The following is a 22763-nucleotide window of genomic DNA, read 5'->3' on the forward strand; positions in this document are numbered from 1 at the left end:
ATGGCGCTGTCGACCAGTTCGAACTTCGCAAAGCCCGATGACGCCTTCCGCGCCATCGTCGAGGCGCATCGCGGCCTCACCGACGCGCAGAGCGCCGATCTCGATGCCGCGCTGGTGCTGGTGCTCGCCAACCATATCGGCGACCTCGACGTGCTGCGCGAAGCGATCACGCTGGCGAAGCGGCGGATGCTGGACCCGAGCCAGCAGCAACAACAGCAACAACAATAGCGAAAGACAGGATTGAACCGATGGCCAAGGGCTTTGCCTCCACCACCGACCTCGCGGAGAAGAAGGTCACCTTCTCCGAGATCGGCACCGATCTCTACGCCTTCACCGCCGAGGGCGATCCGAACACCGCCGTGATCGTCGGCGAGGACGGCTGCCTGGTGTTCGACGCGCAGGCGACGCCGGCGATGGCCAACAAGGTGATCGAGCGGGTCAAGGCCGTCACCGACAAGCCGATCAAATATGTCGTCCTGTCGCATTATCACGCCGTGCGCGTGCTCGGTGCTTCGGCCTACAAAGCGCAGGGGATCGTGGCGTCGCAGGAGACCTATCGTCTGATCGAGGAGCGCGGCCGGCAGGATTGGGATTCGGAATATGGGCGCTTCCCGCGCCTGTTCCAGGATGCCGCGAGCATCCCCGGCCTGACCTGGCCGACGCTGACCTTCGAGGGCGAGATGTCGATCTATCTCGGCAAGCGCGAGGTGCGGCTGATGCAGCTCGGCGCCGGCCACACCTCGGGCGATATCGTCGCCTGGGTGCCGGATGCCGAGGTGATGTTCTCCGGCGACCTGATCGAATATCACTCGGCCTGTTATTGCGGCGATGCGCACTTGCGCGAATGGCCGATGACCTTGAACGAGATCCGCGCCTTCAATCCGAAGGCGATCGCGCCGGGCCGCGGCGATGCGCTGAAGGGCCTCGAGACCGGCCGCGACGCGATCGCGATGACCCGCGATTTCGTCACCACGCTTTACGGCGCCGCCGAATCGTCGGTCGCCAAGGGCCGCTCCTTGAAGGAATCGATGGCGGCGACCCGCGAGGTGATGGACCCGAAGTTTTCGAGCTTCGCGATCTATGAGCACTGCCTGCCGTTCAACGTGTCACGCGCCTATGACGAAGCGTCCGGGATCGACGATCCCGTGATCTGGACCGACAAGCGCGACCAGGAAATGTGGGCCGCCCTGCAAGGAGGATAGTGATGAACATCAATACCTCGCCTGATCAGATCGCACGCAGCACCGCGCAGGTGACGCCGGGCTACATGTCCGGCTTCGGCAACAGTTTTGAGACCGAGGCACTCCCCGGCGCGCTGCCGATGGGACGCAACTCGCCGCAGCGTTGTGCCTACGGGCTCTATGCCGAGCAATTGTCCGGCTCGCCGTTCACCGCGCCGCGTGGCACCAATGAGCGCTCCTGGCTCTATCGCATCCGCCCGTCGGTGCGGCACTCCGGTCGCTTCGCCAAGGCCGATGCCGGGCTGTGGCGCACCGCGCCGTGCCACGAATACGACATGCCGATCGCACAGCTGCGCTGGGACCCGGCGCCGATCCCCAAGGAGGACATGACCTTCCTCCAGGGCGTGCAGACCATGACCACGGCCGGTGACGCCAACACCCAGGCCGGCATGGCGGCGCACATCTATCTCATCACCAGATCGATGGTCGATCAGCATTTCTACAATGCCGACGGCGAGATGATGTTCGTGTTGCAGCAGGGCAATCTGCGGCTGGTTACCGAATTCGGTCGTATCGATGCCGAGCCGGGCGAGATCGTGGTGATCCCGCGCGGCGTCAAATTCCGCGTCGAGATTCCAGATGGACCGGCGCGCGGCTATCTCTGCGAGAATTACGGCGGCGCCTTCACGCTGCCGGAGCGCGGCCCGATCGGCGCCAACTGCCTGGCCAATTCGCGCGACTTCCTGACGCCGGTCGCCGCCTACGAGGACAAGGACACGCCGACCGAGCTCTACGTGAAATGGGGCGGTGCGCTGTTCAAGACCACGCTTCCGCATTCGCCGATCGACGTGGTCGCCTGGCACGGCAATTACGCGCCCTACAAATACGACCTGCGCACCTTCTCGCCGGTCGGTGCGATCGCCTTCGATCATCCCGACCCATCGATCTTCACGGTGCTGACCTCGCCGTCGGAGACCGCGGGCACCGCGAATATCGACTTCGTGATCTTCCCGGAGCGCTGGATGGTGGCTGACAACACCTTCCGTCCGCCATGGTACCACATGAACATCATGTCCGAGTTCATGGGCCTGATCTACGGCGTCTACGACGCCAAGCCGCAGGGCTTCGTGCCCGGCGGCGTCTCGCTCCACAATTGCATGCTGCCGCACGGCCCCGACCGCGACGCCTTCGAGCATGCCAGCAATGGCGAGCTGAAGCCGGTGAAGCTGACCGGCACGATGGCCTTCATGTTCGAGACCCGTTTCCCGCAGCGCGTGACCAAGCACGCGGCAACGTCGTCGACGTTGCAGGATGACTACTCGGATTGCTGGAAAGGGTTGGAGAAGAAGTTCGATCCGACCAGGCCGTAACCGGTTGTCATTCCGGGGCGCGCGAAGCGCGAGCCCGGAATCCATTTCTCCGCGGTAAACGTGACCTGATGGATTCCGGGCCTGCGCCTCGCGGCGCATCCCGGAATGACGAGAGTGTGTCAATCAAATTCGGCAGGAAACCATGCCCCACCCCAACGACCCCAAACTCCGCTCCTTCATCGACGTCGCTCCGACCTCCGACTTCCCGATCCAGAATCTTCCCTACGGCGTGTTCTCGTCGAAGGACGGCCTCGCGCCGCGCGTCGGTGTTGCGATCGGCGACCATGTGCTCGATCTCTGGGAGCTCGAGCAGGATTCGCGGCTCGATGTCGGGCCGCTCGGCGTGTTCTCGCAGCCGTCGCTCAATGCCTTCATGGCGCTTGGGCCGAAAGTGTGGTCGGCGACGCGGGCGCGGATCAGCGAGTTGTTGCGCTCGGATCATCCGGAGCTGCGCGACAACAGGGAATTGCGCGCGCGGGCGCTGGTACCGATGGCTGACGTCAAGCTGCACATGCCGTTCGCGGTTTCGGGCTATACCGATTTCTATTCGTCGAAGGAGCACGCCACCAATGTCGGCGTCATGTTCCGCGGCAAGGACAATGCATTGCAGCCGAACTGGCTGCATATGCCGATCGGCTATAATGGCCGCGCTTCGACCGTGGTGGTGTCAGGCACCAAGGTGAAACGGCCGCGCGGCCAGCTCAAGCCGCCGACCGCTGAAGTGCCGAGCTTCGGCCCCTGCAAGCGGCTCGACTTCGAACTCGAGATGGGCGTCGTGGTCGGACAGGCGTCTGCGATGGGCGAGATGCTGACCGAGGCGCAGGCCGAGGCGATGATCTTCGGCTTCGTCATCCTCAACGACTGGAGCGCGCGCGACATCCAGCAATGGGAATACGTGCCGCTCGGCCCGTTCCAGGCCAAGGCGTTCGCAACCTCGATCTCGCCATGGGTGGTGACGCGCGAGGCGCTGGAGCCGTTCCGGATGCACGGCCCGGCGCAGCAGCCGGAGCCGCTGGCCTATCTGAAGCAGGCGGGGGCGAACAATTACGATCTCGCGCTCGATGTCGGCCTGCGTGCCGGTGCGATGAACGAGGCGAAGACGATCTGTAGCACCAACTTCAAATACATGTACTGGTCGTCGGTGCAGCAGCTCGTGCACCATGCGTCCAGCGGCTGCGCGATGAATGTCGGCGATCTCCTCGGCAGCGGCACGATCTCCGGTCCCGACAAGCACCAGCGCGGCAGTCTCCTGGAGATCAGCTGGAACGGCACCGAGCCGGTCGAGCTGGCCGGCGGCGTGACGCGCTCGTTCCTGGAAAACGGTGACTCGCTCATCATGCGCGGCTGGTGCCAGGGCGACGGTTATCGCGTCGGCTTCGGCGAGGTCGAGGGCACCATCGTCGCGGCGGAATGACGTCTCGTCATTGCGAGGAGCAAAGCGACGACGCAATCCATCGCTCCGCCTGCGCGGAACCGCGGGTTGCTTCGCTCCGCTCGCAATGACGAAGGAACGCCTCAGCGCTCTTCCGGCCTGATATCTCGCAGCCGCGCCGTATGCGCCGCGCAGTCCTCGAGACTGTATTTCAGATGCACCCGCTTGTCCGATGGCGGCTGGTTCACGGTGCAGACACCCGCCCGCCACGGTTTGGCGGGGCGGATCGGCCGTGGCGCGAAGCCGCCGCCGCAGTTCGGGCAGACATTGCCGAGCTTGGCCTCGGCGCAATCCGCACAGAACGTGCATTCATAGGAACAGATCCGGGCGTCGACGGCGCCCGGCGGCAGGTCCTTGTCGCAATATTCGCAGTTCGGTCGCAGTTGCAGCGCCATGGTCGTCTCTCTTGCTGGATGTTGGCCGGATGATCGCAGGTCGTGTCATCGAAGCGAATGACGGAATTCCCTCGATTTGAGCCATCACGCCTGTAGCGAATTCAACGGCAACCTCGTGCTCTCCTTCAGGCGATCAAGCACGATCGAGGAGCGGACATGGGCCACGCTCTGGTGCGGCATCAGCACGTTGTTGACGATGTCGGACAGGCTCTTGAGGTCGCGCAGCATCACCTTGAGCACGTAATCGGCATCGCCGGTCAGCGCATAGGCCTCCTGGATGTCGTCGACGCGGTTGACCAGTTCGCGAAACCGCTTGGCGTTGTCGGGCGAATGGGTCGCGAGCGTGATGTGGATGAAGGCGATCAGGCCGAAGCCGAGCGCCTCGCCGGCAAGGTCGGCGTGGTAGCCCGCGATCACCTTTTCCTCCTCCAGCCGCATCCGCCGCCGCGAGCATTGTGACGCGGAGAGCCCGACCAGGTCGGCCAGTTGCTGGTTGGTCAGCCGGCCGTCGTCTTGCAGGGCGGCGAGCATTTTGAGGTCGAACGCGTCGACGTCAGGCATGCGTAAAATGTCCATTTCATGCATGAATCGTGCACGATACTAGCAAAGGGGCCCCATTTTGCACGCACGTTGCGCAGCAAGTGACGGAAACTGATCCCCAGACAAATCAGGGAGTTACCGCCATGGGTCCGTTTCCGCACGATGCGCCGCCGGCTGAAATCAGCGCCGAGAATCCGATGGGCACCGACGGCTTCGAGTTCGTCGAATACGCCCATCCCCATCCGGCCGAGTTGCACGCGCTGTTCAAGCTGATGGGCTTTGTCGCGGTCGCCCGGCACCGGACCAAGGCGATCACGGTCTATCGCCAGGGCGACATCAACTATCTCGTCAATGAGGAGCCCGGCAGCCACGGTTTCAATTTCGTCGCCGCGCACGGCCCCTGTGCGCCGTCGATGGCGTTCCGCGTGGTCGACGCCAAGCGCGCCTATGAGCGCGCGATCGCGCTCGGCGCGGAGGCGGCGGATGTATCGTCCGCGCAGAAGACGCTGGATGTGCCTGCGATCAAGGGCATCGGCGGCAGCCTGCTCTATTTCGTCGACCGCTACGGCGCCAAGGGCTCGGCCTATGATGCCGAGTTCGAATGGCTAGGCGTCGCCAACCCGCGTCCGGCAGGCTCGGGGCTCTATTACGTCGATCACCTCACACACAACGTCCATCGCGGCCGCATGGATGTCTGGACCGGCTTCTATGCCAAGCTGTTCAATTTCCGCCAGATCCGCTTCTTCGACATCGAGGGCCGCGCCTCCGGCCTGTTCTCGCGTGCGCTGACCAGCCCGGACGGCAAGATCCGGATTCCGATCAACGAGGATGCCGGCGATTCCGGGCAGATCGAGGAATATCTCAACACCTATCACGGCGAGGGCATCCAGCACATCGCCTGCGGCGCGCGCGACATCTACCGCACCGTCGAGACGCTGCGCGCGGACGGCCTGCCGTTCATGCCGTCGCCGCCCGACACCTATTTCGAGCGGATCGATGCCCGCCTGCCCAAGCATGGCGAGGACGTCGCGCGGTTGCAGGCCAACGGCATCCTGATCGACGGCGAGGGCGTGGTCGACGGCGGCCAGACCAAGGTGCTGCTGCAAATCTTCTCGGCGAACGCGATCGGGCCGATCTTCTTCGAATTCATCCAGCGCAAGGGCGACGATGGCTTCGGCGAAGGCAACTTCAAGGCGCTGTTCGAATCGATCGAGGAAGACCAGATCCGCCGCGGCGTGCTGAAGGTCGACCACGCGGCGTGAGAACGTCGTAGAGCCACGCTGGCGCAAAACCAACAGCTGTCGTCCCGGCGAAGGCCGGGACCCATACCGCGGAATCTATCGAGTTTACTGGGTGGCAATCCCGCGGAACGATCGCCACAACGACGTTCCGGGATTATGGTTCCCGGCCTTCGCCGGGACGACAGCGAGATCTATCTCCCCGCCTTCCACGCGCTCGTCACATCCCCGATGCTCGCGAGCTCCGGCTCGCGGATCGCCGACGGCGTGCGCGAGAAGCGCGGCGCGGGGGCGGGCTGGGTGACGCCGTGGCGCTCGACGAACACCTGGCGCGCCGCCATGTGCGGATGCTTGGGCGCTTCCTCCATGGTCAGGATCGGTGCGAAGCAGATGTCGGTGCCTTCCATGATCTTGCACCAGTCGGCGCGCGACTTGCTCTTGAACACCTTTTCCAGCTTCGCCTTCAGCGCCGGCCAGGCCTTGCGGTCCATCTGGGCGTCGAAGTCGGCGTCGGTCAGGTCGGCATGCTTGCGCAGCAGCGCGTAGAATTGCGGCTCGATCGAGCCGATCGAGATGAAGTTGCCGCAGGAGCATTCGTAGACGCCATAGAAATGCGCGCCGCCGTCGAGGAAATTCTGGTCGCGGCCGCCGCTCCAGCGGCCCTGCGCCGCCATGTCGTAGAACATCGACATCAGCGAGGCAGCGCCGTCGCACATCGCGGTGTCGACCACCTGGCCCTTGCCGGACTTCTGCGCTTCCAAGAGTGCGGCGAGCACGCCGACCACGAGGTAGAGCGCGCCACCGCCGAAATCGCCGACCAAATTGAGCGGCGGCACCGGCTTCTCCTTGGTGCCGATTGCGGCGAGTGCCCCCGTGATCGAGATGTAGTTGATGTCGTGGCCGGCGGCGTTGGCCAGCGGGCCTTCCTGGCCCCAGCCGGTCATGCGGCCATAGACCAGCTTTGGATTGCGCCCGAGCACGACATCGGGACCGAGGCCGAGGCGCTCCATCACGCCGGGGCGAAAGCCTTCGATCAGCGCGTCGGCATGGCTGAGCAGGTCGAGCGCTTCCGCGATCGCGGCCTTGTTCTTGAGGTCGAGCTCGATCACCTTGCGGCCGCGGGTTGCCACTGCCTTCAGGTTCTTGCCCGCGCCGACCCGGTCGAGCGTGATGACCTCGGCGCCCATGTCGGCGAGCAGCATGCAGGCGAACGGGCCGGGGCCGATGCCGGCGAATTCGACGATGCGGAAGCCGGCGAGCGGGCCCGAGGTGCGAGCGGCGGTTTGGGAGGCGGGCTTGTCGAGCACGTTATCGTTCCGTTGTTGCTGTGAGGAGGTTATCGAAGTGTCGTGTGTGCGGCGGCCAGGCGGACTGCCGTTCCGTTCCGCGCAATGCCATCAAAGGGATGAGCTGGCCATGAGGAGCCGTGGCAAGTGGTGGTCGTCGGATCTGCCGAACGTCATGAGTCCTCTCCCGGCCGTCCGTCTGACGGTATTTTTAATTAGCTGATTAGCTAAATTCTCTCGCCTAATGGGCGATGTGGCAAGCCCTTTCGGCTGGAATGCCAGTAAAACGCGAACGGCGCGCATCGCTGCGCGCCGTCTGCATAGGTTCCGGAAGGATAGCGGCTAGCCGGCCGCAGTCACCGCCCGCTGTCCCATCACCTTCACCAGGTTGGCGCGGTAGTCCGCCGAGCCGTGGATGTCGGCGAGCAGACCGTTCGCCGATATCGTCACGCCGTCGAGCGCCGAAGCCGCCCAATTGGCCTTCAGCGCCTGCTCGATCGGCGGTACCCGCATGACGCCGCTTTGCGACGCACCGGTCACGGCGACGCGGATGTCGCCCGACTTGGTCTTGGCGACGAACACGCCGGTCAGCGCGAAGCGCGAGGCCGGATGCCGCATCTTGGCGTAGCCGGCTTTCGCCGGGATCGGGAACGAGACCGCGGTGATCATCTCGCCATCCTCGAGCGCCGTCGTGAACAGGCCCTTGAAGAAGTCGTCCGCCGCGATCGATCGCTTGTTGGTCTTGACCGTCGCGCCGAGCGCCAGCACCACCGCCGGATAATCCGCCGCCGGGTCGTTGTTGGCGAGCGAGCCGCCGATCGTGCCGCGATGACGCACGGCCGGATCGCCGATCAGCGAGGCGAGATGGGCGAGCGCAGGGATCGCCTTCTGCACCGCGTCGCTCTGTGCCACGTCATAGTGCGTCGTCGCGCCCTTGATGGTGACGGTGTCGCCCGACACCTCGATGCCGATCATGTCCTTGATCTTGGACACGTCGACCACGTCGGACGGCGCAGCAAGGCGCTGCTTCATCACGGGCAGCAGGGTCTGTCCGCCGGCCAGGAACTTGGAGTCCGTGCCCTTGGCGAACTGCGCCACGGCATCGTCGACCGAGGATGCGCGGTGATAATTGGTCTCGTACATCGTATCCTCCCTCAACCCTGAATGGCGTGCCAGACGCGATCGGGCGTCGCCGGCATTTCCAGCTTGTTGTTGCCGATGGCATCCGTGATCGCGTTGATCACGGCTGCCGAGGAACCGATCGCGCCGGCCTCGCCGCAGCCCTTGACGCCGAGCGGGTTGCCCGGACACAGCGTCGTGGTGTGGGAGAGCTGGAACGACGGCAGGTCGTCGGCGCGCGGCATGGTGTAATCCATGAAGGATGCGGTCACGAGCTGACCGGTGCCGTCATAGACGACACCTTCGAGCAGCGCCTGGCCGATGCCCTGGGCAAGGCCGCCATGGACCTGGCCCTCGACGATCATCGGGTTGATCAGCCGGCCAAAGTCGTCGGCTGCCACGAAGTTGACGAAGGAGGTCTTGCCGGTGCCGGGATCGACCTCGAGCTCGCAGATATAGGCGCCGGCCGGGAAGGTGAAGTTGCTCGGATCGTAGAACGCCGTCTCCTTCAGGCCGGGCTCCATACCATCAGGCAGGTTGTGCGCGGTATAGGCCGCGAGCGCGACCATCGGCAGCGCGATCGACTTGTCGGTGCCGGTGACCTTGAACTCGCCATTCTCGATCACGATGTCGCTCTCGGATGCTTCGAGCGCGTGCGCCGCGATCTTCTTGGCCTTGGCCTCGACCTTCTCCATCGCCTTCACGATTGCCGCACCGCCGACCGCGATCGAGCGCGAGCCGTAGGTGCCCATGCCGAACTGCACCTTGTCGGTGTCGCCATGGACGATCGAGACCTGGCTGATCGGCACGCCGAGCCGCTCGGCGATGATCTGGCAGAACGTCGTCTCGTGGCCCTGGCCGTGGCTGTGCGAGCCGGTCAGCACTTCGATGGTGCCGACCGGGTTGACGCGGATCTCCGCCGATTCCCACAGGCCGACGCCGGCACCGAGACTGCCGACCGCCTTCGACGGCGCGATGCCGCAGGCCTCGATGTAGCAGGACACGCCGATGCCGCGCAGCTTGCCATCGGCCTTCGCCTTGGCCTTGCGGGCGGGGAAGCCGGCATAGTCGATCGCCTTCATCGCGGCGTCGAGCGAGGCGTGGAAGTCGCCGATGTCATAGGCCATGATGACGGGCGTCTGATACGGGAACTGGTTGATGAAGTTCTTCTTGCGCAGCTCGGTCGGGTCGACCTTCAGCTGCCGCGCGGCGGTCTCCATCATCCGTTCGAGCAGATAGCTCGCCTCGGGACGGCCGGCGCCGCGATAGGCATCGACCGGCGTGGTGTTGGTGTAGACGCCGATCACCTCGGCATAGATCGCCGGGATCACGTATTGGCCCGACAGCAGCGTCGCATAGAGATAGGTCGGGACCGACGACGAGAACAGCGACATGTAGGCGCCGAAATTGGCGTGGGTCTTGACCCGCAGGCCGAGGATCTTGTTGTCCTTGTCGAACGCCATCTCGGCCTTGGAGATGTGGTCGCGGCCGTGCGCGTCGGTGAGGAAGGCTTCCGAACGGTCGCCGGTCCACTTCACCGGGCGGTTGACCTTCTTGGAGGCCCACAGCGCCACCATCTCTTCCGGATAGATGAAGATCTTGGAGCCGAAGCCGCCGCCGACGTCGGGCGCGATCACCCGGAGCTTGTGCTCGGGCGCGATGTTGTAGAATGCCGACAGCACGAGGCGGGCGACGTGCGGGTTCTGCGACGTCGTGTAGAGCGTGAAATGCTCCTCGGCCTGGTCGTAATGCGCGATCGCCGCGCGCGGCTCCATCGCATTCGGCACCAGGCGGTTGTTGGTGAGTTCGAGCGTCACCACGTTGGCGGCCTTGCCGAACGCATCGTTGACCGCGGCTTCCTCGCCGATATGCCAGTCATAGACGATGTTGCCGGGAGCCTCCGGATGCAGCTGCGGCGCGCCCGGCTTGATCCCGGCCTTGATGTCCGGCACGGCGGGCAGCTCTTCATAGCTGACCACGACGGCTTCGGCAGCGTCCTTGGCCTGGTTCTTGGTCTCGGCGATCACGACCGCGACCGCCTGTCCGACGAAGCGCACGGTCTCCGGCGCCATCGCCGGCCACGCGCCCATCTTCATCGGCGTGCCGTCCTTGGAGGTGATGGCCCAGCCGCAGATCAGGTTGCCGACCTTGTCGTCGACGATCTGCTGTCCGGTCAGCACCGCGATCACGCCGGGCATCTTCATCGCCTCGGTGGAGTCGATGCCCTTGACCTTGGCATGTGCGTGCGGGCTGCGGATGAAGTGAGCGTAGCTCATGCCGACCATTTTGACGTCGTCGACGTAACGTCCTTGTCCGGTGATGAACCGGCGATCTTCCTTGCGCACGACGCGTGCGCCAATTCCTTCAACACCCATTGTCTAGTCCTCCCGACCGGAGATTCGATTTGCCGCCGTTTCCATCGAGACCGGCGGTGATGAGCTTGATCGTTCTGTGCGTGGCCGGCTATTCGGCGGCCTGCGCAACCTTCATGCGGCCGGCAGCGTCGAGCACCGCCTTGACGATGTTGTGGTAGCCGGTGCAGCGGCAGATGTTGCCTTCGAGCTCGTGGCGAACCGTTTCCTCGTCGAGCTTGCCACCATGGCGGTGCACGATATCGACCGCGGACATGATCATGCCGGGGGTGCAATAACCGCATTGCAGGCCGTGATTGTCGCGGAACGCCGCCTGCATCGGGTGCAGTTCGTCGCCCTTGGCGAGGCCTTCGATGGTGGTGACGTTGGAGCCGGCTGCCTGGCCGGCCAGCATGGTGCAGGATTTGACCGCCCGGCCATCGACATGGACGACGCAGGCGCCGCACTGGCTGGTATCGCAGCCGACATGGGTGCCGGTCAGGTTCAGGTTTTCGCGCAACAGGTGCACGAGGAGGGTTCGGTCCTCAACGTCGACCGAAACCGCCTTGCCGTTTACCGTCAGTTTGACTGTAGACACGCGTTTCTCCCAATAGTTTCATTATGGGCCCAGTAGACCACGCTTCATTTGGGACGTAACCGCGATCAAAGTCGTAGTTGCGGCCCTGTCTTGAAGGCGCCGGGCTGTGCTTCCGATCCTAGCAGGCAGCCGTTCGATGGGCAATTTGCAAGCCGCCGGGAGGGGGCTCCGGCGCAGTGAAACTGCGCGGCAGTGCAAGCGATTTTCGGCCGGCCGACAGCGCCCGCCGCGTGCCGAACATCGCCGCGGCGATTGCTACTACCTTCCGCCTATAACGACGCAAATGCGTTGCTGTCATTTTCATCGCCGATGCAGCGACAGCAGATCGCTGATTCATGAATTGGGTAGATATCCGCGCCCGCGATGCATCCATCGCGGCAACGAAACCATATTGGAGGAAGCCAATGAAGCTGAGGAGCGGGATTTTCTTTGCCGGCGTTTCGCTGGTCGCCATGGTGCTGGCAGGCATTGGTGCATCGAAAGCAAATGATTCCGTCGTGAAGGCGGTGTCCGATCCCAACGGATGGGCGATCGCCGGCCACGACTATGGCAATACGCGCTACAGCCCCCTGAAGCAGATCAATTCCGAGAATGCCGGCAAGCTTCAGCTCGTGTACTCGCTGTCGCTCGCCTCGCTGCGCTCCAACGAATCGTCGCCGGTGGTGATCGGCAAGACGCTGTATGTGTCGACGTCGTGGGGCCCGAAATACGTCTATGCGATCGACGCCGCGACCGGCGCGCGCAAATGGACCTGGCAGCCCGACATTCCGGATGACGTGCTCCAATATGCCTGCTGCGACGTCAATAACCGCGGCGTGTCCTACGCCGACGGCAAGATCTTCGTCGGTCGGCTCGACGGCAAGCTGACCGCACTCGATGCCGAGACCGGCAAGGAGCTGTGGACCTCGACGGTGGTCGACTACAAGCAGGGTTCGGTCATCACGTCGCCGCCGCTCATCGTCCGCGACAAGGTGATCACCGGCTTCGGCGGCGGCGAATATGGCGTGCGCGGCTCGTTGCAGGCGTTCAACCTCAAGGACGGCAAGCTGCTGTGGCAGACCTTCACGGTGCCGGCGCCGGGCGAGCCCGGCAGCGACACCTGGAAGGGTGACACGGGCCTGCATGGTGGCGGCGCCCCCTGGCTGGTCGGCTCCTATGACGCCAAGACCGATACGGTCTACTGGGGCACCAGCAATCCGGGGCCGTGGAATACCGCCGTGCGCTCCACCGGTGACGGCAATTTCGGCAAGCTGACCAACCTGTACACGGCCTCGACGCTGGCGATCGATCCCAACACCGGCAAGATCAAGTGGCACATCCAGGGCACCCCGGCCGACGCCTGGGACTATGACGGCGTCAACGAGTTGCTGCTCGCAGACCTGAAGATCAAGGGCGCCGAGACCCCGGTCCTGATGAAGGCGGACCGCAACGGCTTCTTCTTCGTGGCCAACCGCGAGACCGGCAAGGTGATCTCGGCCGAGAAGTATGTGTTCGCCAACTGGGCCAAGAAGTGGGACATCAGCACGATGCGGGCGGAAGAGGATCCGGACAAGCGTCCGGGCCCCGGCCATCCCGCCAAGGACATCTGCCCGAACCTGATCGGCGGCAAGAACTGGCAGCCGATGTCGTTCAATCCGCAGACCGGCCTGGTCTACATCCCGAGCAACAATGTGTGCATGGACTGGTCGGTCTCTGACGTGAACTACAAGCGCGGCGTGTTCTATCTCGGCGCCGAGTTCCCGACCAAGCCGGGTCCCGGCGGCTTCCTCGGCGAGCTGGTGGCCTGGGATCCGATCGCCAACAAGAAGGTGTGGGGCATCAAGGAAGACCTGCCCTTCAACGGCGGCACGCTGACGACCGGCGGCAACCTCGTGTTCTCAGGCAATCTGCACGGCGACTTCCGTGCCATCGATGCCAAGAACGGCAAGGTGCTGTGGAGCAAGAACCTCGGCAGCGGCATCGGCGCCGGTCCGGTGACCTATTCGGTCGACGGCAAGCAGTATGTCGCGATCGTGGTCGGACGCACCGCGGCGCTGCCGGCCTTCCTCGGCGACATCGGCAAGAAGATGGTTGCCGCGGCGCCCGAAGGCGGTGCGCTGTTCGTGTTCGCCTTGCAGTAACGATCGTCGCAATGGAGGCAGCATTGTCCGTGTCCTGTATCAAAGCGACTTGCATCAAGGCGACTTGCACCAGGTCGAATGAAGTGCCGAGCTCAACGCGTCGCGTACAGTTGAGAAAGGCGATCCGGACCGTGCTGCTCTCCGCCGCATTGTTGGCGCCGGCCCTCGCGGCCGGCGCGGAGGAGGTGAAGCCGCCGCTGCGGCTCTGCGCCGACCCGACCAACCTGCCGTTCTCGAGCGACGAGCCGGGCAAGCCCGGCCTCTATCTCGAGATCGGCCAGGCGGTGGCGCAAAAGCTCGGCCGCACGGTGAGCACCAATTGGTACAAGTCCTATTTCGGCAAACGCACCGTGCGCGAGACGTTGCTCAGCAAGCAGTGCGACGCCATGGTCGGCCTGCCGCTGATCGACGACTTCATGGGCCCTGCGGTGATCTTCTCGAAGCCGATCGCCCATGAAGGCTATGCGCTGGTCGGCGCCAGGGATCGCAAGCTCGCCGGCATCGACGACCTCAAGGGATTGCGGGTTGCGGTGCAGTATCAGTCGACGCCGCAGAACCTGCTGGCGACGCGTGACGACATCCAGAAGGTCACCGTGCTCAGCCCGGAGGAGGGCATGACGGCGCTCGAGCAGGGCAAGGTCGACATCGCCTTCATCTGGGCGCCGGTGGCGGGCTGGCTCAACAAGACCAGCTATGGCGACAAATACCAGATCGTCTCGACCGAGGGCGACGGCCTGCTCTGGGCCACCGCGATCGGCTTCGCCAAGGCATCCGGCGCGCTGCGCGATGAAGTCGACGGCGTGCTGCCGTCGTTGCAGCCGGATATTGCCGCCCTGTTCGCCAAATACGGCGTGCCGAACGGCACCCCGGTCAAGTTCGGCGAGGCGGATCGGGCGATGACGTCGTCCACCGGGTCTGGCGAACCCGTCACGGTGGGGCAGGCGGCCGCGGCCGAGAAGCCGGTTCAGACCGCGGCGGCGCCCGCGGCTGCCGAGGATGCCAAGGGGGGAGACGCCAAGGCCGGACGGGAGACCTTCAATGGCACCTGCGCCCATTGCCACGGTCCGGACGCGGTGCAGGCCGAGCGAAAGATCGACCTCCGGCTGCTGAAGAAGCGCTATGCTGACGACATGGAATCGACCTTCTGGAAGACGGTCCATGACGGGCGACCGGCTAAGGGCATGCCGGCCTGGAAGGACGTCTTCAGCGACGACGAGCTCAGAAACGTATATGCTTATCTGCAAAGCGTGCAGGATACCGGCGGGTCGAACTAGCGGCGGCAATCGGCGAATACCAATGCGAGGGTCCTCATGATGGGGTTCCTGATCATCGACGATCATCCCCTGTTCGGAGAGGCGCTTGGCAACGCCATCCGCATCTCGCATCCCGATGCCCGGATCTACGAGGCGACCTCGATCAAGGGCGCGCTCGGCATCCTCGCCAGCGAGCCGAATATCGACCTGGCGCTGCTCGACCTGCTGCTGCCCGACGTGGTCGGATTCTCCGGCTTCCAGAAGATCCGGGATCGCTATCCGCGGCTGCCGATCGCGATCGTCTCCAGCGAGGAAGACAAGCACACGATCCGCGAGGCGCTGCAAATGGGGGCGGCCGGCTACCTGCCGAAATCGACCTCGCTCGGCGAGCTCTCGCAGGCGATCGCGCGCGTGCTGAGCGGATCGGTCTCGGCGCCGCGGGACTTCGTCGCGGTCGGTGCGCTGGATCAGTCGGAGACGGCGCGGACGCTGCGCGAACGGATCCAGAAGCTGACGCCGCAGCAGATCCGGGTGCTTCATCTGATCATTCGCGGCTTGCAGAACCGCGAGATCGCTTCGGAACTCAAGCTCGCCGAATCGACGGTGAAAGCGCATGTCACCGAGATTCTGCGCAAGCTCAAGCTGTTCAGCCGCAACAAGGCGATCATCGAGCTCGGCAAGATTCCGCTGCCGGTCGCTGAAGCCTGCACCGGCGCGAAGGCCGAGAAGGCGCCCTAGGCGTGTTGCACTGCGAGGCGAATGTCACGCCTATAGGCTGCCGGTCGGCTTTGAGATAACGTCGTGCGGACAATGGCTGTCATCAGCGATCCGAGGGAGGACGGCGCAGCATTGACCACGACCGTGCCCCTTGTGGACGATCCACCGCTCGGCAAGGTGGGTGTACCTCGGCTGCTGATCGTCGAGGATCACCCGCTGTTCCGCGCTGCCCTGATCGGCGTGATCGGGACCGAGTTTCCCGATGCCGAGGTGTTGCAGGCGACCTCGATCGACGGCGCGCTGGACGTGATCGCGAGCCGCGATGGCCTCGATCTGATCCTGCTCGATTTGTCGATGCCCGGCACCACGGGCCTGCTCGGCGCCTACCGGGTGCGTGCCGCCGCGCCGCGCAGCGCGCTGGTGATCGTGTCGGCGCATGACGATCCCCGGATCGTCGGCGGCGCGATCTCGCTCGGCATTTCCGGCTACATCCCGAAGTCGACGCCGAAGGTCGAGCTGGCGCGGCTGCTGCGCGGCATCCTCGAAGGCGCGGTGTGCCTGCCGACGCGCTTCCGCGACACCGCTGCTGCGCGAAAGAGCCAGGCCGAGACACGGGAGCTGGTGCAGCAACTCGGCCAGTTCACCGCGCAACAGCTTCGCGTGCTCGATATGATCTGCCACGGATTGCAGAACAAGCACATCGCCTATCAACTCGCGATCTCCGTCACCACCGTGAAGGTGCACGTCTCGGAGATCCTGCGAAAGCTCGGCGTGCGCAGCCGGACCGAGGCCATCATCGCGCTGTCGAAACTCGATTTCGGCAAGCACGACCACGCGCCGGTGACGGCGCCGCGATCGTCGCACGGGATCGAATCATAGTCCCACGCCAGACTGCTCGGCAGCGAGCAGGAACGACAGCAGCGAGCGCATCTCGGCGGGCTTGATCGGCTTCTTCAGCAATTCGTGGCCGAAGGCCGACACGTCGGAGGCCGCCTTGGCCGAGTAGTCGGCGGTGACGATGATCGCCGGAACCTTGGCGTTGATCTGGCCGCGGATCACGTCGACGGCCTGGATGCCGGTCTCGCCATTGTCGAGATGCAGGTCGGCGATGATGGCATCGGGAATGCCGTCGAGCGCGTGGATGCGTTCGAGCGCCTCGGTCTTGGAGATCGTCACCGCGACGTCGCAGCCCCATTTCTCCAGCAGATGGGCTAGGCCCTCGGCGCTCGACAGGTCGTTCTCGATCAGCAGGATCTTGGCGCCTTCCATGCCGCCATAGCGATAGTCGACACTGGCCTGTTCGCGTACCGGGATCGCGACCGGATCCAGGGTCCGCGGCACCGTGACCGAGAACACCGAGCCCTTGCCGGCGCGTGAACCGAGCTTGATGTTGTGGCCGAGCAGATCGGCGAACCGGCGCACGATCGAAAGGCCGAGGCCGATGCCGGCCTTGTCGCCGGCGCCGGCATCGCCGCGCTGAAACTCGACGAAGATCGCCTCGCGCTGGGTTTCCGGAATGCCCGGCCCGGTATCATGCACCTCGATGCAGATATCGTCGCCCTTGGCCCGGCATCCCATCAGCACGGTGCCGCGCTGGGTATAACGCAGCGCGTTGGCGAGCAGGTTTTGCAGGATCCGGCGCAGCATCAGCGGGTCCGAGCGAACCACCGCGGACGACGGCATGATCCGGAAGTCGAGATTGCGCTTGGCGGCGGTCGCGGCGAATTCCTGCTCCAGCGGCTCGAACAGCGAGGCGATCGCGACCGGCCCGAACTCGGGCCTGAGCACGCCCGCATCGAGCTTCGAGATGTCGAGCAGCGTGCGCAGCATGTCCTCGAGCGTCGCCAGCGATCGATCGATCTGGTCGGTCAGCGCGCCGCTCTTGGGCTCGGCGGCCATCTCGGTCAGCGCGGACAGCGTCAGCCGCGCCGCATTCAGCGGCTGCAACAGATCGTGGGTCACCGACACCAGCACGGACGATTTCAGCGAGCTCGCCGCTTCGGCCTGCTGCTTGGCCTGCAACAGGCGTCCGTTGGTCTTTTCCAGCGATTGCAGCGCCTGCTTGAGCTGCTTGGTGCGGTCGCGAACCTGCTGATCGAGCGCGATCGCGGTCTCGAACAGCGAGAAGGCGTTGAGCTGCTGATCGGTCGAGCGTTCGACGCGCGACATCAGCGCTGCGTTGATCTTGCGCAGCTTCTCGGCCTCGCGTTCGAGCGCCACGATGCGGCTGGTCTTGCTGTCGGTCATTGCGGCGCGACAGCCCGCTTGCCGATGGCGATGCCGGTCAGCGTCTGGTTGACGTGCATGGAGCGATACTGCTCGCCATAGGTCTGAAAGCCAATCACTTTGTTGCGGCGATAGAGTTCCGACATTTCCCGCGACAGCTGGCGTTGCTCGACGTCGAGCCGGCGCAGCACGCATTCGAAGCCGATGAACATCGAGACCTCGCCGAGATCGTCGCTCAATTCCTTGAGCAGGCGGCTCGTGACGTCGATCGGATCGCGCTCGCGCGCCACCGTCAGCACCATGCCCTCGTCGATCGCGCAGAAGAATTGCAGCGATCCGTCCGGGTTGGTGCGCTGGATCGACCGCGCATAATAGGCGCCGCCGACCCGGACCAGCACCGGATGCGCGGCAAAGGAGAACAGTTCGAGATTGCTCTCGCTGAGGCCGACGGCGCGGGAATATTCCAGCGCGGCCGGCTCGGCATTCAACTCCTTGACGATGCGGTGCTCGATGTCGGCCTCGGTCACCACCATCTTGGTCGAGGTCGGTTCGAAATGGTCGCACTTGAACAGGCGGAACGGCAGCCGGGTGCGGATCAGGATCAAGACCGCGGCATCGCTAAAGGCCTCGCCGCCGTAGAACACCCAGGACTTCTCGAAGCGCAGGCCGTCGCCGGCTGAACCGCCGACCACCGGGATGTCGCCGAGCGACGCATAGATCGCCGACATGATGGTCTCTTCCCGCTGGCACATGCCGTCGATGAAGAGCAGTCCGAAGGATTCGTCGGTGTGATCGCAATGCTCGGTTCGTTGGGCGAATTCGTTTTGCAACTCGGTGCACATCGAGCGGCCATGATCGACCCGGAAGGTCGCGAGGTCGAACAGCGGCCGTGCCGCGATGACGAAGTCGGCCGCGTTGAAGCCCATCGCCACGACACTGTCCTCGTCCCAGCCGCCGGGCGACAGCTCACCGGCCGTGGTGCAGCCGAAGATCGGCACGTCGGGCATCCGGGAGGACAGTTCGGCAATGAATGTCTGGGGGTCGTAGAACGGCGACACGAACACCACGAGCATCGCGAGATCGGCCGACGCCAATTGGCGCGCGATCTCGTCCGCGGCTTGCCGCGGCCCGTTGGTCTTTGCCTGCACCACCACAATGCTGTCGGTGGCGCTGCCGTGCTGCTCCGCCACAGGCTTTCTCCCTGACCAGAATTTTTTGCTTTTCTTGGCGCGGCCGGTCTAACCCGCGCGGGTCGTTAGGGCATACGGGCCATGCCGCAAATTGGTTGCAGTCGGGCCCGGCGGTATCGTCTAGGTCGTGAGGGGAAATGTCATTGGCCGGGCCAGTCCGCCGGCAGCAACGCTCGTCGCAAACGCCAACGGCGCCGTTCGACGCGATGACATGGGACACCTCCCGATGTGTTGTCCTGACCCGGGCAGGGACAGGTTTGATCGGTTCTAAACTATCGGGCCGGACCGGGAGGTCAATCGCCAAGCCCGCCCTTTTCGCCCGACCAAGGTAGTACCGGCCCGATCCGGCTGCCCATTTACCGGGCCTTATCGATTCTGCCTTAGTTTTGGCCTCCGGGGTCTGGGGCGGGCTGCTGCCGGATGCCGCGCGCGGTTTTCAGAATGAAGACGGGGGTTGGAATGCCGGGGCTCAAGCGATCGCGGTCGATCAGGTTCCCGACCCTCAGATTTCGCGCCAAGATCATGCTCGGCTTTGCCGTGACGCTGGCGCTGTCGGCGGCCACCATGGGCTTTGCCTATATGGGCTTCGAGCGGGTCTCCGCCGGGGTCGGCTCCTATCGCCAGAGCGTCGCGGAAGCCGATCTGGCCCGCAACATCGACCGCGAATTGATCTCCTACCGCTCGCTGGCGCGCTATTACGTCACCACCGGCAAGGAGGACGATGCCAAGGCGGCACTCGCCGCCGAGGCCAGCCTGAAGGACGCCATCGTGGCGTCGATGAAGGGCACCACCAATCCGGCCCGGCTCGAGCAGGTCACCAAGCTGGAGCGCGAATTCCGCGCCTTCACCAAGATCTTTGCCGAGATCGTCCGCATCAAGGACGAGAGCGCGCAGACCGCGCAGAACAAACTTGTCCGCAGCGCGACCTCGATGCGCTACAAGCTCGACGACCTCCCGAGCAATGCCGATGATTCCGAGCTGCAATCGATCCAGTTCGGCGCCAAGAAGGTGTCCGACCAACTCCAGTCGATCACCGGTGCGGTCAACACCTTCGTCGTCAATGGTGACAAGACGGTTGCCTCCAGCGCGCTCGCACGGCTGAAATTCGCCGACAATCTGGTGAAGGGGATCACCTCGAACAACGAGCGGATCACCCAGGGCGTGAAGGACATCACCGCGCTGCTCGAGGAATACCGCGAGGCGCTCGCCAAGCTGATCGCCAACGCCAAGTCGATCGACGAATTGACCGTCGAGATGACGGAATCGGCGGCCGCCATCAGCCAGGGCGCGGCGGCGATGAAATCCGATCTGCTCGCCGACCAGAAGCGGCTCGAGAACGAATCGCACGCGATGATCGGCGAGACCGAGCAACTGATCCTGATGCTCGCCGCCGGCAGCTTCGTGCTCGGGTTGGTCTGGGCATTCCTGCTCGGCAAGGGTATTTCGCGGCCGATCGCAGCGATGTGCGCGGCGATGCGCGAGCTTGCGGCGGGTAATTTCGACGTCGTGCTGCCCGGCCTCGGCCGCCGCGACGAATTGGGCGAGATGGCCGGCGCGGTGGAGGAGTTCAAGGTCCAAGCGGTCGCCAAGGCCGAGCGCGACGCTGCGACCCAGGAGGCGCAGAACAAGGCGAGCGCGACCGCGCGGCGCAACGAATTGATTCGCTTCGCCGATGAATTCGAATCCGCGGTCGGCTCGATCGTCTCCAACGTGTCGGCGTCCGCCGTGCAACTCGAATCCGCAGCCGGCACGCTGACGCGGACCGCGGAGGTCACGCAGAACCTGTCGAGCCAGGTCGCCGGTGCCTCCGAGGAGGCGTCCAGCAACATGCAATCGGTGGCGTCCGCGACCGAGGAGCTGTCGGCGTCGGTCGACGAGATCGGCCGCCGCGCCAAGGAATCGAGCCAGATCGCCGATTCCGCCGTGCGTCAGGCCGAGCAGACCGATGCCCGGATCGGCAAGCTCTCGCGCGCTGCGCAGGAGATCGGCGACGTGGTCAAGCTGATCACGGCGATCGCCGAGCAGACCAATCTGTTGGCGCTGAACGCCACCATCGAGGCCGCGCGCGCCGGCGACGCCGGCCGCGGCTTCGCGGTGGTCGCCTCCGAAGTGAAGTCGCTGGCGAGCCAGACCGCCAGGGCCACCGACGAGATTTCCACCCACATCTCGGGCATGCAAGCCGCCACCCAGGAATCGGTCGCCGCGATCAAGGAGATCGGCGGCACCATCGGGCAGATCTCCGGGATCGCGACCAACATCGCGAGTTCGGTGGAGCAGCAGAGCGCGGCAACGCAGGAGATCGCCCGCAGCGTGCAGAACGTCGCGCAGGGCACCCAGGAAGCGGCTTCGAGCGTCACCCAGGTCAATCGCGGCGCGACCGAGACCGGTGCTGCCTCGGAAGAGGTGCTGAATTCGGCCCGCTCGCTGTCGGTCGAGAGCGCAAGGCTGCGCGAGGAACTCGATCGCTTCATGGCGAACATCCGCGCGGCGTAACGAACACGTCAAGCCTATCAATGATCGTCGTCCCGGCGAAGGCCGGGACCGATAACCACCGATGTTCGTTGGTGCAGAGATAACTCGCCGCGTGCTCTTTTCATACGCCGCGGCGTATGGGTCCCCTGAGTTCCCAAACGAAGTGCAACACTTCCATCTGGAGGTGTTGCCATGGGGCGGACTTACAAGCAGCTCTGCCTGGAGGAGCGATGCGAGATTGCCAGGCTTTCGGCCGGTGGCAGCTCGATCCGGCAAATCGCGGCAGCTTTGGATCGCCCGCCATCAACGATCTCTCGGGAGCTGAACCGCAATTCTGGCGTTCAGGTCGGTTACAAGCCCAGCTATGCCCAGCAACAGATGCGAGCGCGGCGCTGGACGGGCTCTCGCCTCGAACGAGAGCCCGGCCTGCGCCGCGCGGTGTTGGAACGTCTTGGTCGGGGCTGGTCGCCCGAGCAGGTCGCCGGCCGGCTGGCGCGTGAGCACGGCCGCAGGGTGATCTCCTATGAGAGCATCTACCGCTTCATCTATGCCCAGCTCACCCGCACCTCGGACTTCAGCTGGCGGCGCTATTTGCCGCGCGGCAAGAGCAAGCGCGGTCGTCGCGGCAAGCGGGGCGGCAGTCCCGCAAGCTTCATCGAAGGCCGTGTTTCGCTGGATCAGCGCCCCATCGAGGTCGCCGATCGCAAGACCCCGGGCCATTGGGAGGCCGACCTCATGATGTTCTCCAAATACGGTCAGCAGATCTTGGCCGTGCATGAGCGCACCTCCCGCCTGTTGCTCGGCGTCCCCCTCGCAAGCAAGCTCGCCTCCGGCGTCGCCCACCATCTCGTGCGCCTGTTCGAGGTCCTGCCACAACCGATCCGCCGGACCGTCACCTTCGACAACGGCACCGAGTTCGCAGCTCACCTTTCCTTGCAAAGCCTCTTGATCAAGACGTTCTTCTGCGATCCCCACGCCCCCTGGCAGAAAGGTGGCATCGAGAACGCCATCGGCCGCATGCGCCGCTTCATCCCGCGCAACACCGACCTTGAGAAGCTGCCGACCCGCCGCCTTCGCAAGTCCATCGCCGCCTACAACAACACCCCGCGCAAATGCCTTGACTTCAAGACCCCGACAGAGGTCTTTGCTGCTCAAGTGTTGCACTTCGAGTGTGAATCCACCTCCTGGCTTTCGCCAGGACGACGACAAAGAACAGCGCGCCGCAAATCCGGCTCTATGCCGCGTTGCGGGAACCCTTGCTTCCCCGCGGCGTTG

At 64.6% G+C, this 22763-nt stretch carries 18 protein-coding genes and 1 pseudogene; 11 read left to right on the forward strand and 8 right to left on the reverse strand.

The window, feature by feature from the left end; genetic code table 11:
- From CWS35_RS07730 to fahA, 4 genes are all read left to right on the forward strand, one after another.
- On the forward strand, positions 1-228 hold the full coding sequence (locus CWS35_RS07730) for a DUF2783 domain-containing protein (RefSeq protein WP_100951569.1): 228 nt from the start codon (positions 1-3) through the stop codon (positions 226-228).
- A gap of 20 nt (positions 229-248) precedes the next feature.
- Complete coding sequence (locus CWS35_RS07735) at positions 249-1202, forward strand: MBL fold metallo-hydrolase (RefSeq protein ID WP_100951570.1); 954 nt, start codon at positions 249-251, stop codon at positions 1200-1202.
- Between the two features lie 2 nt (positions 1203-1204).
- Positions 1205-2551 carry a homogentisate 1,2-dioxygenase gene (gene hmgA, locus CWS35_RS07740; protein WP_100951571.1) on the forward strand — a complete coding sequence of 449 codons (1347 nt, stop codon included), beginning with the start codon at positions 1205-1207 and terminating at the stop codon, positions 2549-2551.
- A gap of 142 nt (positions 2552-2693) precedes the next feature.
- Positions 2694-3965: a fumarylacetoacetase gene (gene fahA, locus CWS35_RS07745; RefSeq protein WP_100951572.1), complete on the forward strand. Its 1272-nt coding sequence runs from the start codon at positions 2694-2696 to the stop codon at positions 3963-3965.
- Positions 3966-4066: 101 nt separating this feature from the next.
- On the opposite strand, the gene CWS35_RS07750 is transcribed toward fahA, so the two are convergent.
- A complete protein-coding gene (locus CWS35_RS07750) occupies positions 4067-4378 on the reverse strand; it encodes a DUF1272 domain-containing protein (protein ID WP_100951573.1) in 312 nt (103 codons plus the stop codon).
- Between the two features lie 84 nt (positions 4379-4462).
- The gene (locus tag CWS35_RS07755; RefSeq protein ID WP_024583651.1) at positions 4463-4939 is read right to left on the reverse strand and encodes an Lrp/AsnC family transcriptional regulator; all 477 of its coding nucleotides are present in this window, start codon (positions 4937-4939) and stop codon (positions 4463-4465) included.
- 122 nt (positions 4940-5061) lie between these two features.
- On the opposite strand from CWS35_RS07755, the gene hppD reads away from it, so the two are divergent.
- On the forward strand, positions 5062-6180 hold the full coding sequence (gene hppD, locus CWS35_RS07760; RefSeq protein ID WP_100951575.1) for a 4-hydroxyphenylpyruvate dioxygenase: 1119 nt from the start codon (positions 5062-5064) through the stop codon (positions 6178-6180).
- A 170-nt stretch (positions 6181-6350) separates the two neighbouring features.
- Here the strand turns inward: hppD and CWS35_RS07765 are convergent, their stop codons facing one another.
- From CWS35_RS07765 to CWS35_RS07780, 4 genes are all read right to left on the reverse strand, one after another.
- The gene (locus tag CWS35_RS07765; RefSeq protein ID WP_024583649.1) at positions 6351-7463 is read right to left on the reverse strand and encodes a CaiB/BaiF CoA-transferase family protein; all 1113 of its coding nucleotides are present in this window, start codon (positions 7461-7463) and stop codon (positions 6351-6353) included.
- A gap of 321 nt (positions 7464-7784) precedes the next feature.
- Positions 7785-8585: a xanthine dehydrogenase family protein subunit M gene (locus tag CWS35_RS07770; RefSeq protein WP_100951576.1), complete on the reverse strand. Its 801-nt coding sequence runs from the start codon at positions 8583-8585 to the stop codon at positions 7785-7787.
- A gap of 11 nt (positions 8586-8596) precedes the next feature.
- The gene (locus CWS35_RS07775) at positions 8597-10936 is read right to left on the reverse strand and encodes a xanthine dehydrogenase family protein molybdopterin-binding subunit (protein ID WP_100951577.1); all 2340 of its coding nucleotides are present in this window, start codon (positions 10934-10936) and stop codon (positions 8597-8599) included.
- A gap of 88 nt (positions 10937-11024) precedes the next feature.
- The gene (locus CWS35_RS07780; protein WP_024583646.1) at positions 11025-11510 is read right to left on the reverse strand and encodes a (2Fe-2S)-binding protein; all 486 of its coding nucleotides are present in this window, start codon (positions 11508-11510) and stop codon (positions 11025-11027) included.
- Positions 11511-11914: 404 nt separating this feature from the next.
- Between CWS35_RS07780 and CWS35_RS07790 the strand changes: the two genes are divergently transcribed.
- The 4 genes from CWS35_RS07790 (at position 11915) to CWS35_RS07805 (ending at position 16479) form a co-directional block, all read left to right on the forward strand.
- Complete coding sequence (locus CWS35_RS07790; RefSeq protein ID WP_024583645.1) at positions 11915-13630, forward strand: PQQ-dependent methanol/ethanol family dehydrogenase; 1716 nt, start codon at positions 11915-11917, stop codon at positions 13628-13630.
- A gap of 110 nt (positions 13631-13740) precedes the next feature.
- Positions 13741-14904: a c-type cytochrome gene (locus tag CWS35_RS07795; protein ID WP_245438898.1), complete on the forward strand. Its 1164-nt coding sequence runs from the start codon at positions 13741-13743 to the stop codon at positions 14902-14904.
- A gap of 36 nt (positions 14905-14940) precedes the next feature.
- Positions 14941-15621, forward strand: a complete 681-nt coding sequence (locus CWS35_RS07800; RefSeq protein WP_024583643.1) for a response regulator transcription factor — start codon at positions 14941-14943, stop codon at positions 15619-15621.
- Between the two features lie 72 nt (positions 15622-15693).
- Positions 15694-16479 carry a response regulator transcription factor gene (locus CWS35_RS07805; RefSeq protein ID WP_245438900.1) on the forward strand — a complete coding sequence of 262 codons (786 nt, stop codon included), beginning with the start codon at positions 15694-15696 and terminating at the stop codon, positions 16477-16479.
- Here the strand turns inward: CWS35_RS07805 and CWS35_RS07810 are convergent.
- Together CWS35_RS07810 and CWS35_RS07815 are read right to left on the reverse strand one after the other, a co-directional pair.
- Positions 16474-17847, reverse strand: coding sequence for an ATP-binding protein (locus tag CWS35_RS07810; RefSeq protein WP_024583641.1), 1374 nt, complete (start codon positions 17845-17847; stop codon positions 16474-16476). The two genes, CWS35_RS07805 and CWS35_RS07810, sit on opposite strands and share 6 nt — an antisense overlap.
- A complete protein-coding gene (locus tag CWS35_RS07815; protein WP_024583640.1) occupies positions 17844-19016 on the reverse strand; it encodes an FIST N-terminal domain-containing protein in 1173 nt (390 codons plus the stop codon). Before CWS35_RS07815 ends, CWS35_RS07810 begins: the two co-directional genes overlap by 4 nt.
- A gap of 459 nt (positions 19017-19475) precedes the next feature.
- Here CWS35_RS07815 and CWS35_RS07820 point away from each other — a divergent pair, with 459 nt between their 5' ends.
- Both CWS35_RS07820 and CWS35_RS39435 read left to right on the forward strand, forming a co-directional pair.
- Positions 19476-21509: a methyl-accepting chemotaxis protein gene (locus CWS35_RS07820; RefSeq protein WP_100951578.1), complete on the forward strand. Its 2034-nt coding sequence runs from the start codon at positions 19476-19478 to the stop codon at positions 21507-21509.
- Positions 21510-21680: 171 nt separating this feature from the next.
- Positions 21681-22589: pseudogene (locus CWS35_RS39435) on the forward strand (IS30 family transposase); the annotation flags it as partial.
- Between the last annotated feature and the right edge of the window lie 174 nt (positions 22590-22763).

It is taken from the genome of Bradyrhizobium sp. SK17 (assembly GCF_002831585.1).
In the GTDB taxonomy this organism is placed as follows: Bacteria; Pseudomonadota; Alphaproteobacteria; order Rhizobiales; family Xanthobacteraceae; genus Bradyrhizobium.

Excerpts from the sequence above, each read along its gene's own strand:
- CWS35_RS07730 (WP_100951569.1), top strand. The coding sequence starts at position 1 with ATGGCGCTGTCGACCAGTTCGAACTTCGCAAAGCCCGATGACGCCTTC.
- CWS35_RS07735 (WP_100951570.1), top strand. The coding sequence starts at position 249 with ATGGCCAAGGGCTTTGCCTCCACCACCGACCTCGCGGAGAAGAAGGTC.
- hmgA (WP_100951571.1), top strand. The coding sequence starts at position 1,205 with ATGAACATCAATACCTCGCCTGATCAGATCGCACGCAGCACCGCGCAG.
- fahA (WP_100951572.1), top strand. The coding sequence starts at position 2,694 with ATGCCCCACCCCAACGACCCCAAACTCCGCTCCTTCATCGACGTCGCT.
- CWS35_RS07750 (WP_100951573.1), bottom strand. The coding sequence starts at position 4,378 with ATGGCGCTGCAACTGCGACCGAACTGCGAATATTGCGACAAGGACCTG.
- CWS35_RS07755 (WP_024583651.1), bottom strand. The coding sequence starts at position 4,939 with ATGCCTGACGTCGACGCGTTCGACCTCAAAATGCTCGCCGCCCTGCAA.
- hppD (WP_100951575.1), top strand. The coding sequence starts at position 5,062 with ATGGGTCCGTTTCCGCACGATGCGCCGCCGGCTGAAATCAGCGCCGAG.
- CWS35_RS07770 (WP_100951576.1), bottom strand. The coding sequence starts at position 8,585 with ATGTACGAGACCAATTATCACCGCGCATCCTCGGTCGACGATGCCGTG.
- CWS35_RS07775 (WP_100951577.1), bottom strand. The coding sequence starts at position 10,936 with ATGGGTGTTGAAGGAATTGGCGCACGCGTCGTGCGCAAGGAAGATCGC.
- CWS35_RS07790 (WP_024583645.1), top strand. The coding sequence starts at position 11,915 with ATGAAGCTGAGGAGCGGGATTTTCTTTGCCGGCGTTTCGCTGGTCGCC.
- CWS35_RS07800 (WP_024583643.1), top strand. The coding sequence starts at position 14,941 with ATGATGGGGTTCCTGATCATCGACGATCATCCCCTGTTCGGAGAGGCG.
- CWS35_RS07805 (WP_245438900.1), top strand. The coding sequence starts at position 15,694 with ATGGCTGTCATCAGCGATCCGAGGGAGGACGGCGCAGCATTGACCACG.
- CWS35_RS07810 (WP_024583641.1), bottom strand. The coding sequence starts at position 17,847 with ATGACCGACAGCAAGACCAGCCGCATCGTGGCGCTCGAACGCGAGGCC.
- CWS35_RS07820 (WP_100951578.1), top strand. The coding sequence starts at position 19,476 with ATGCCGGGGCTCAAGCGATCGCGGTCGATCAGGTTCCCGACCCTCAGA.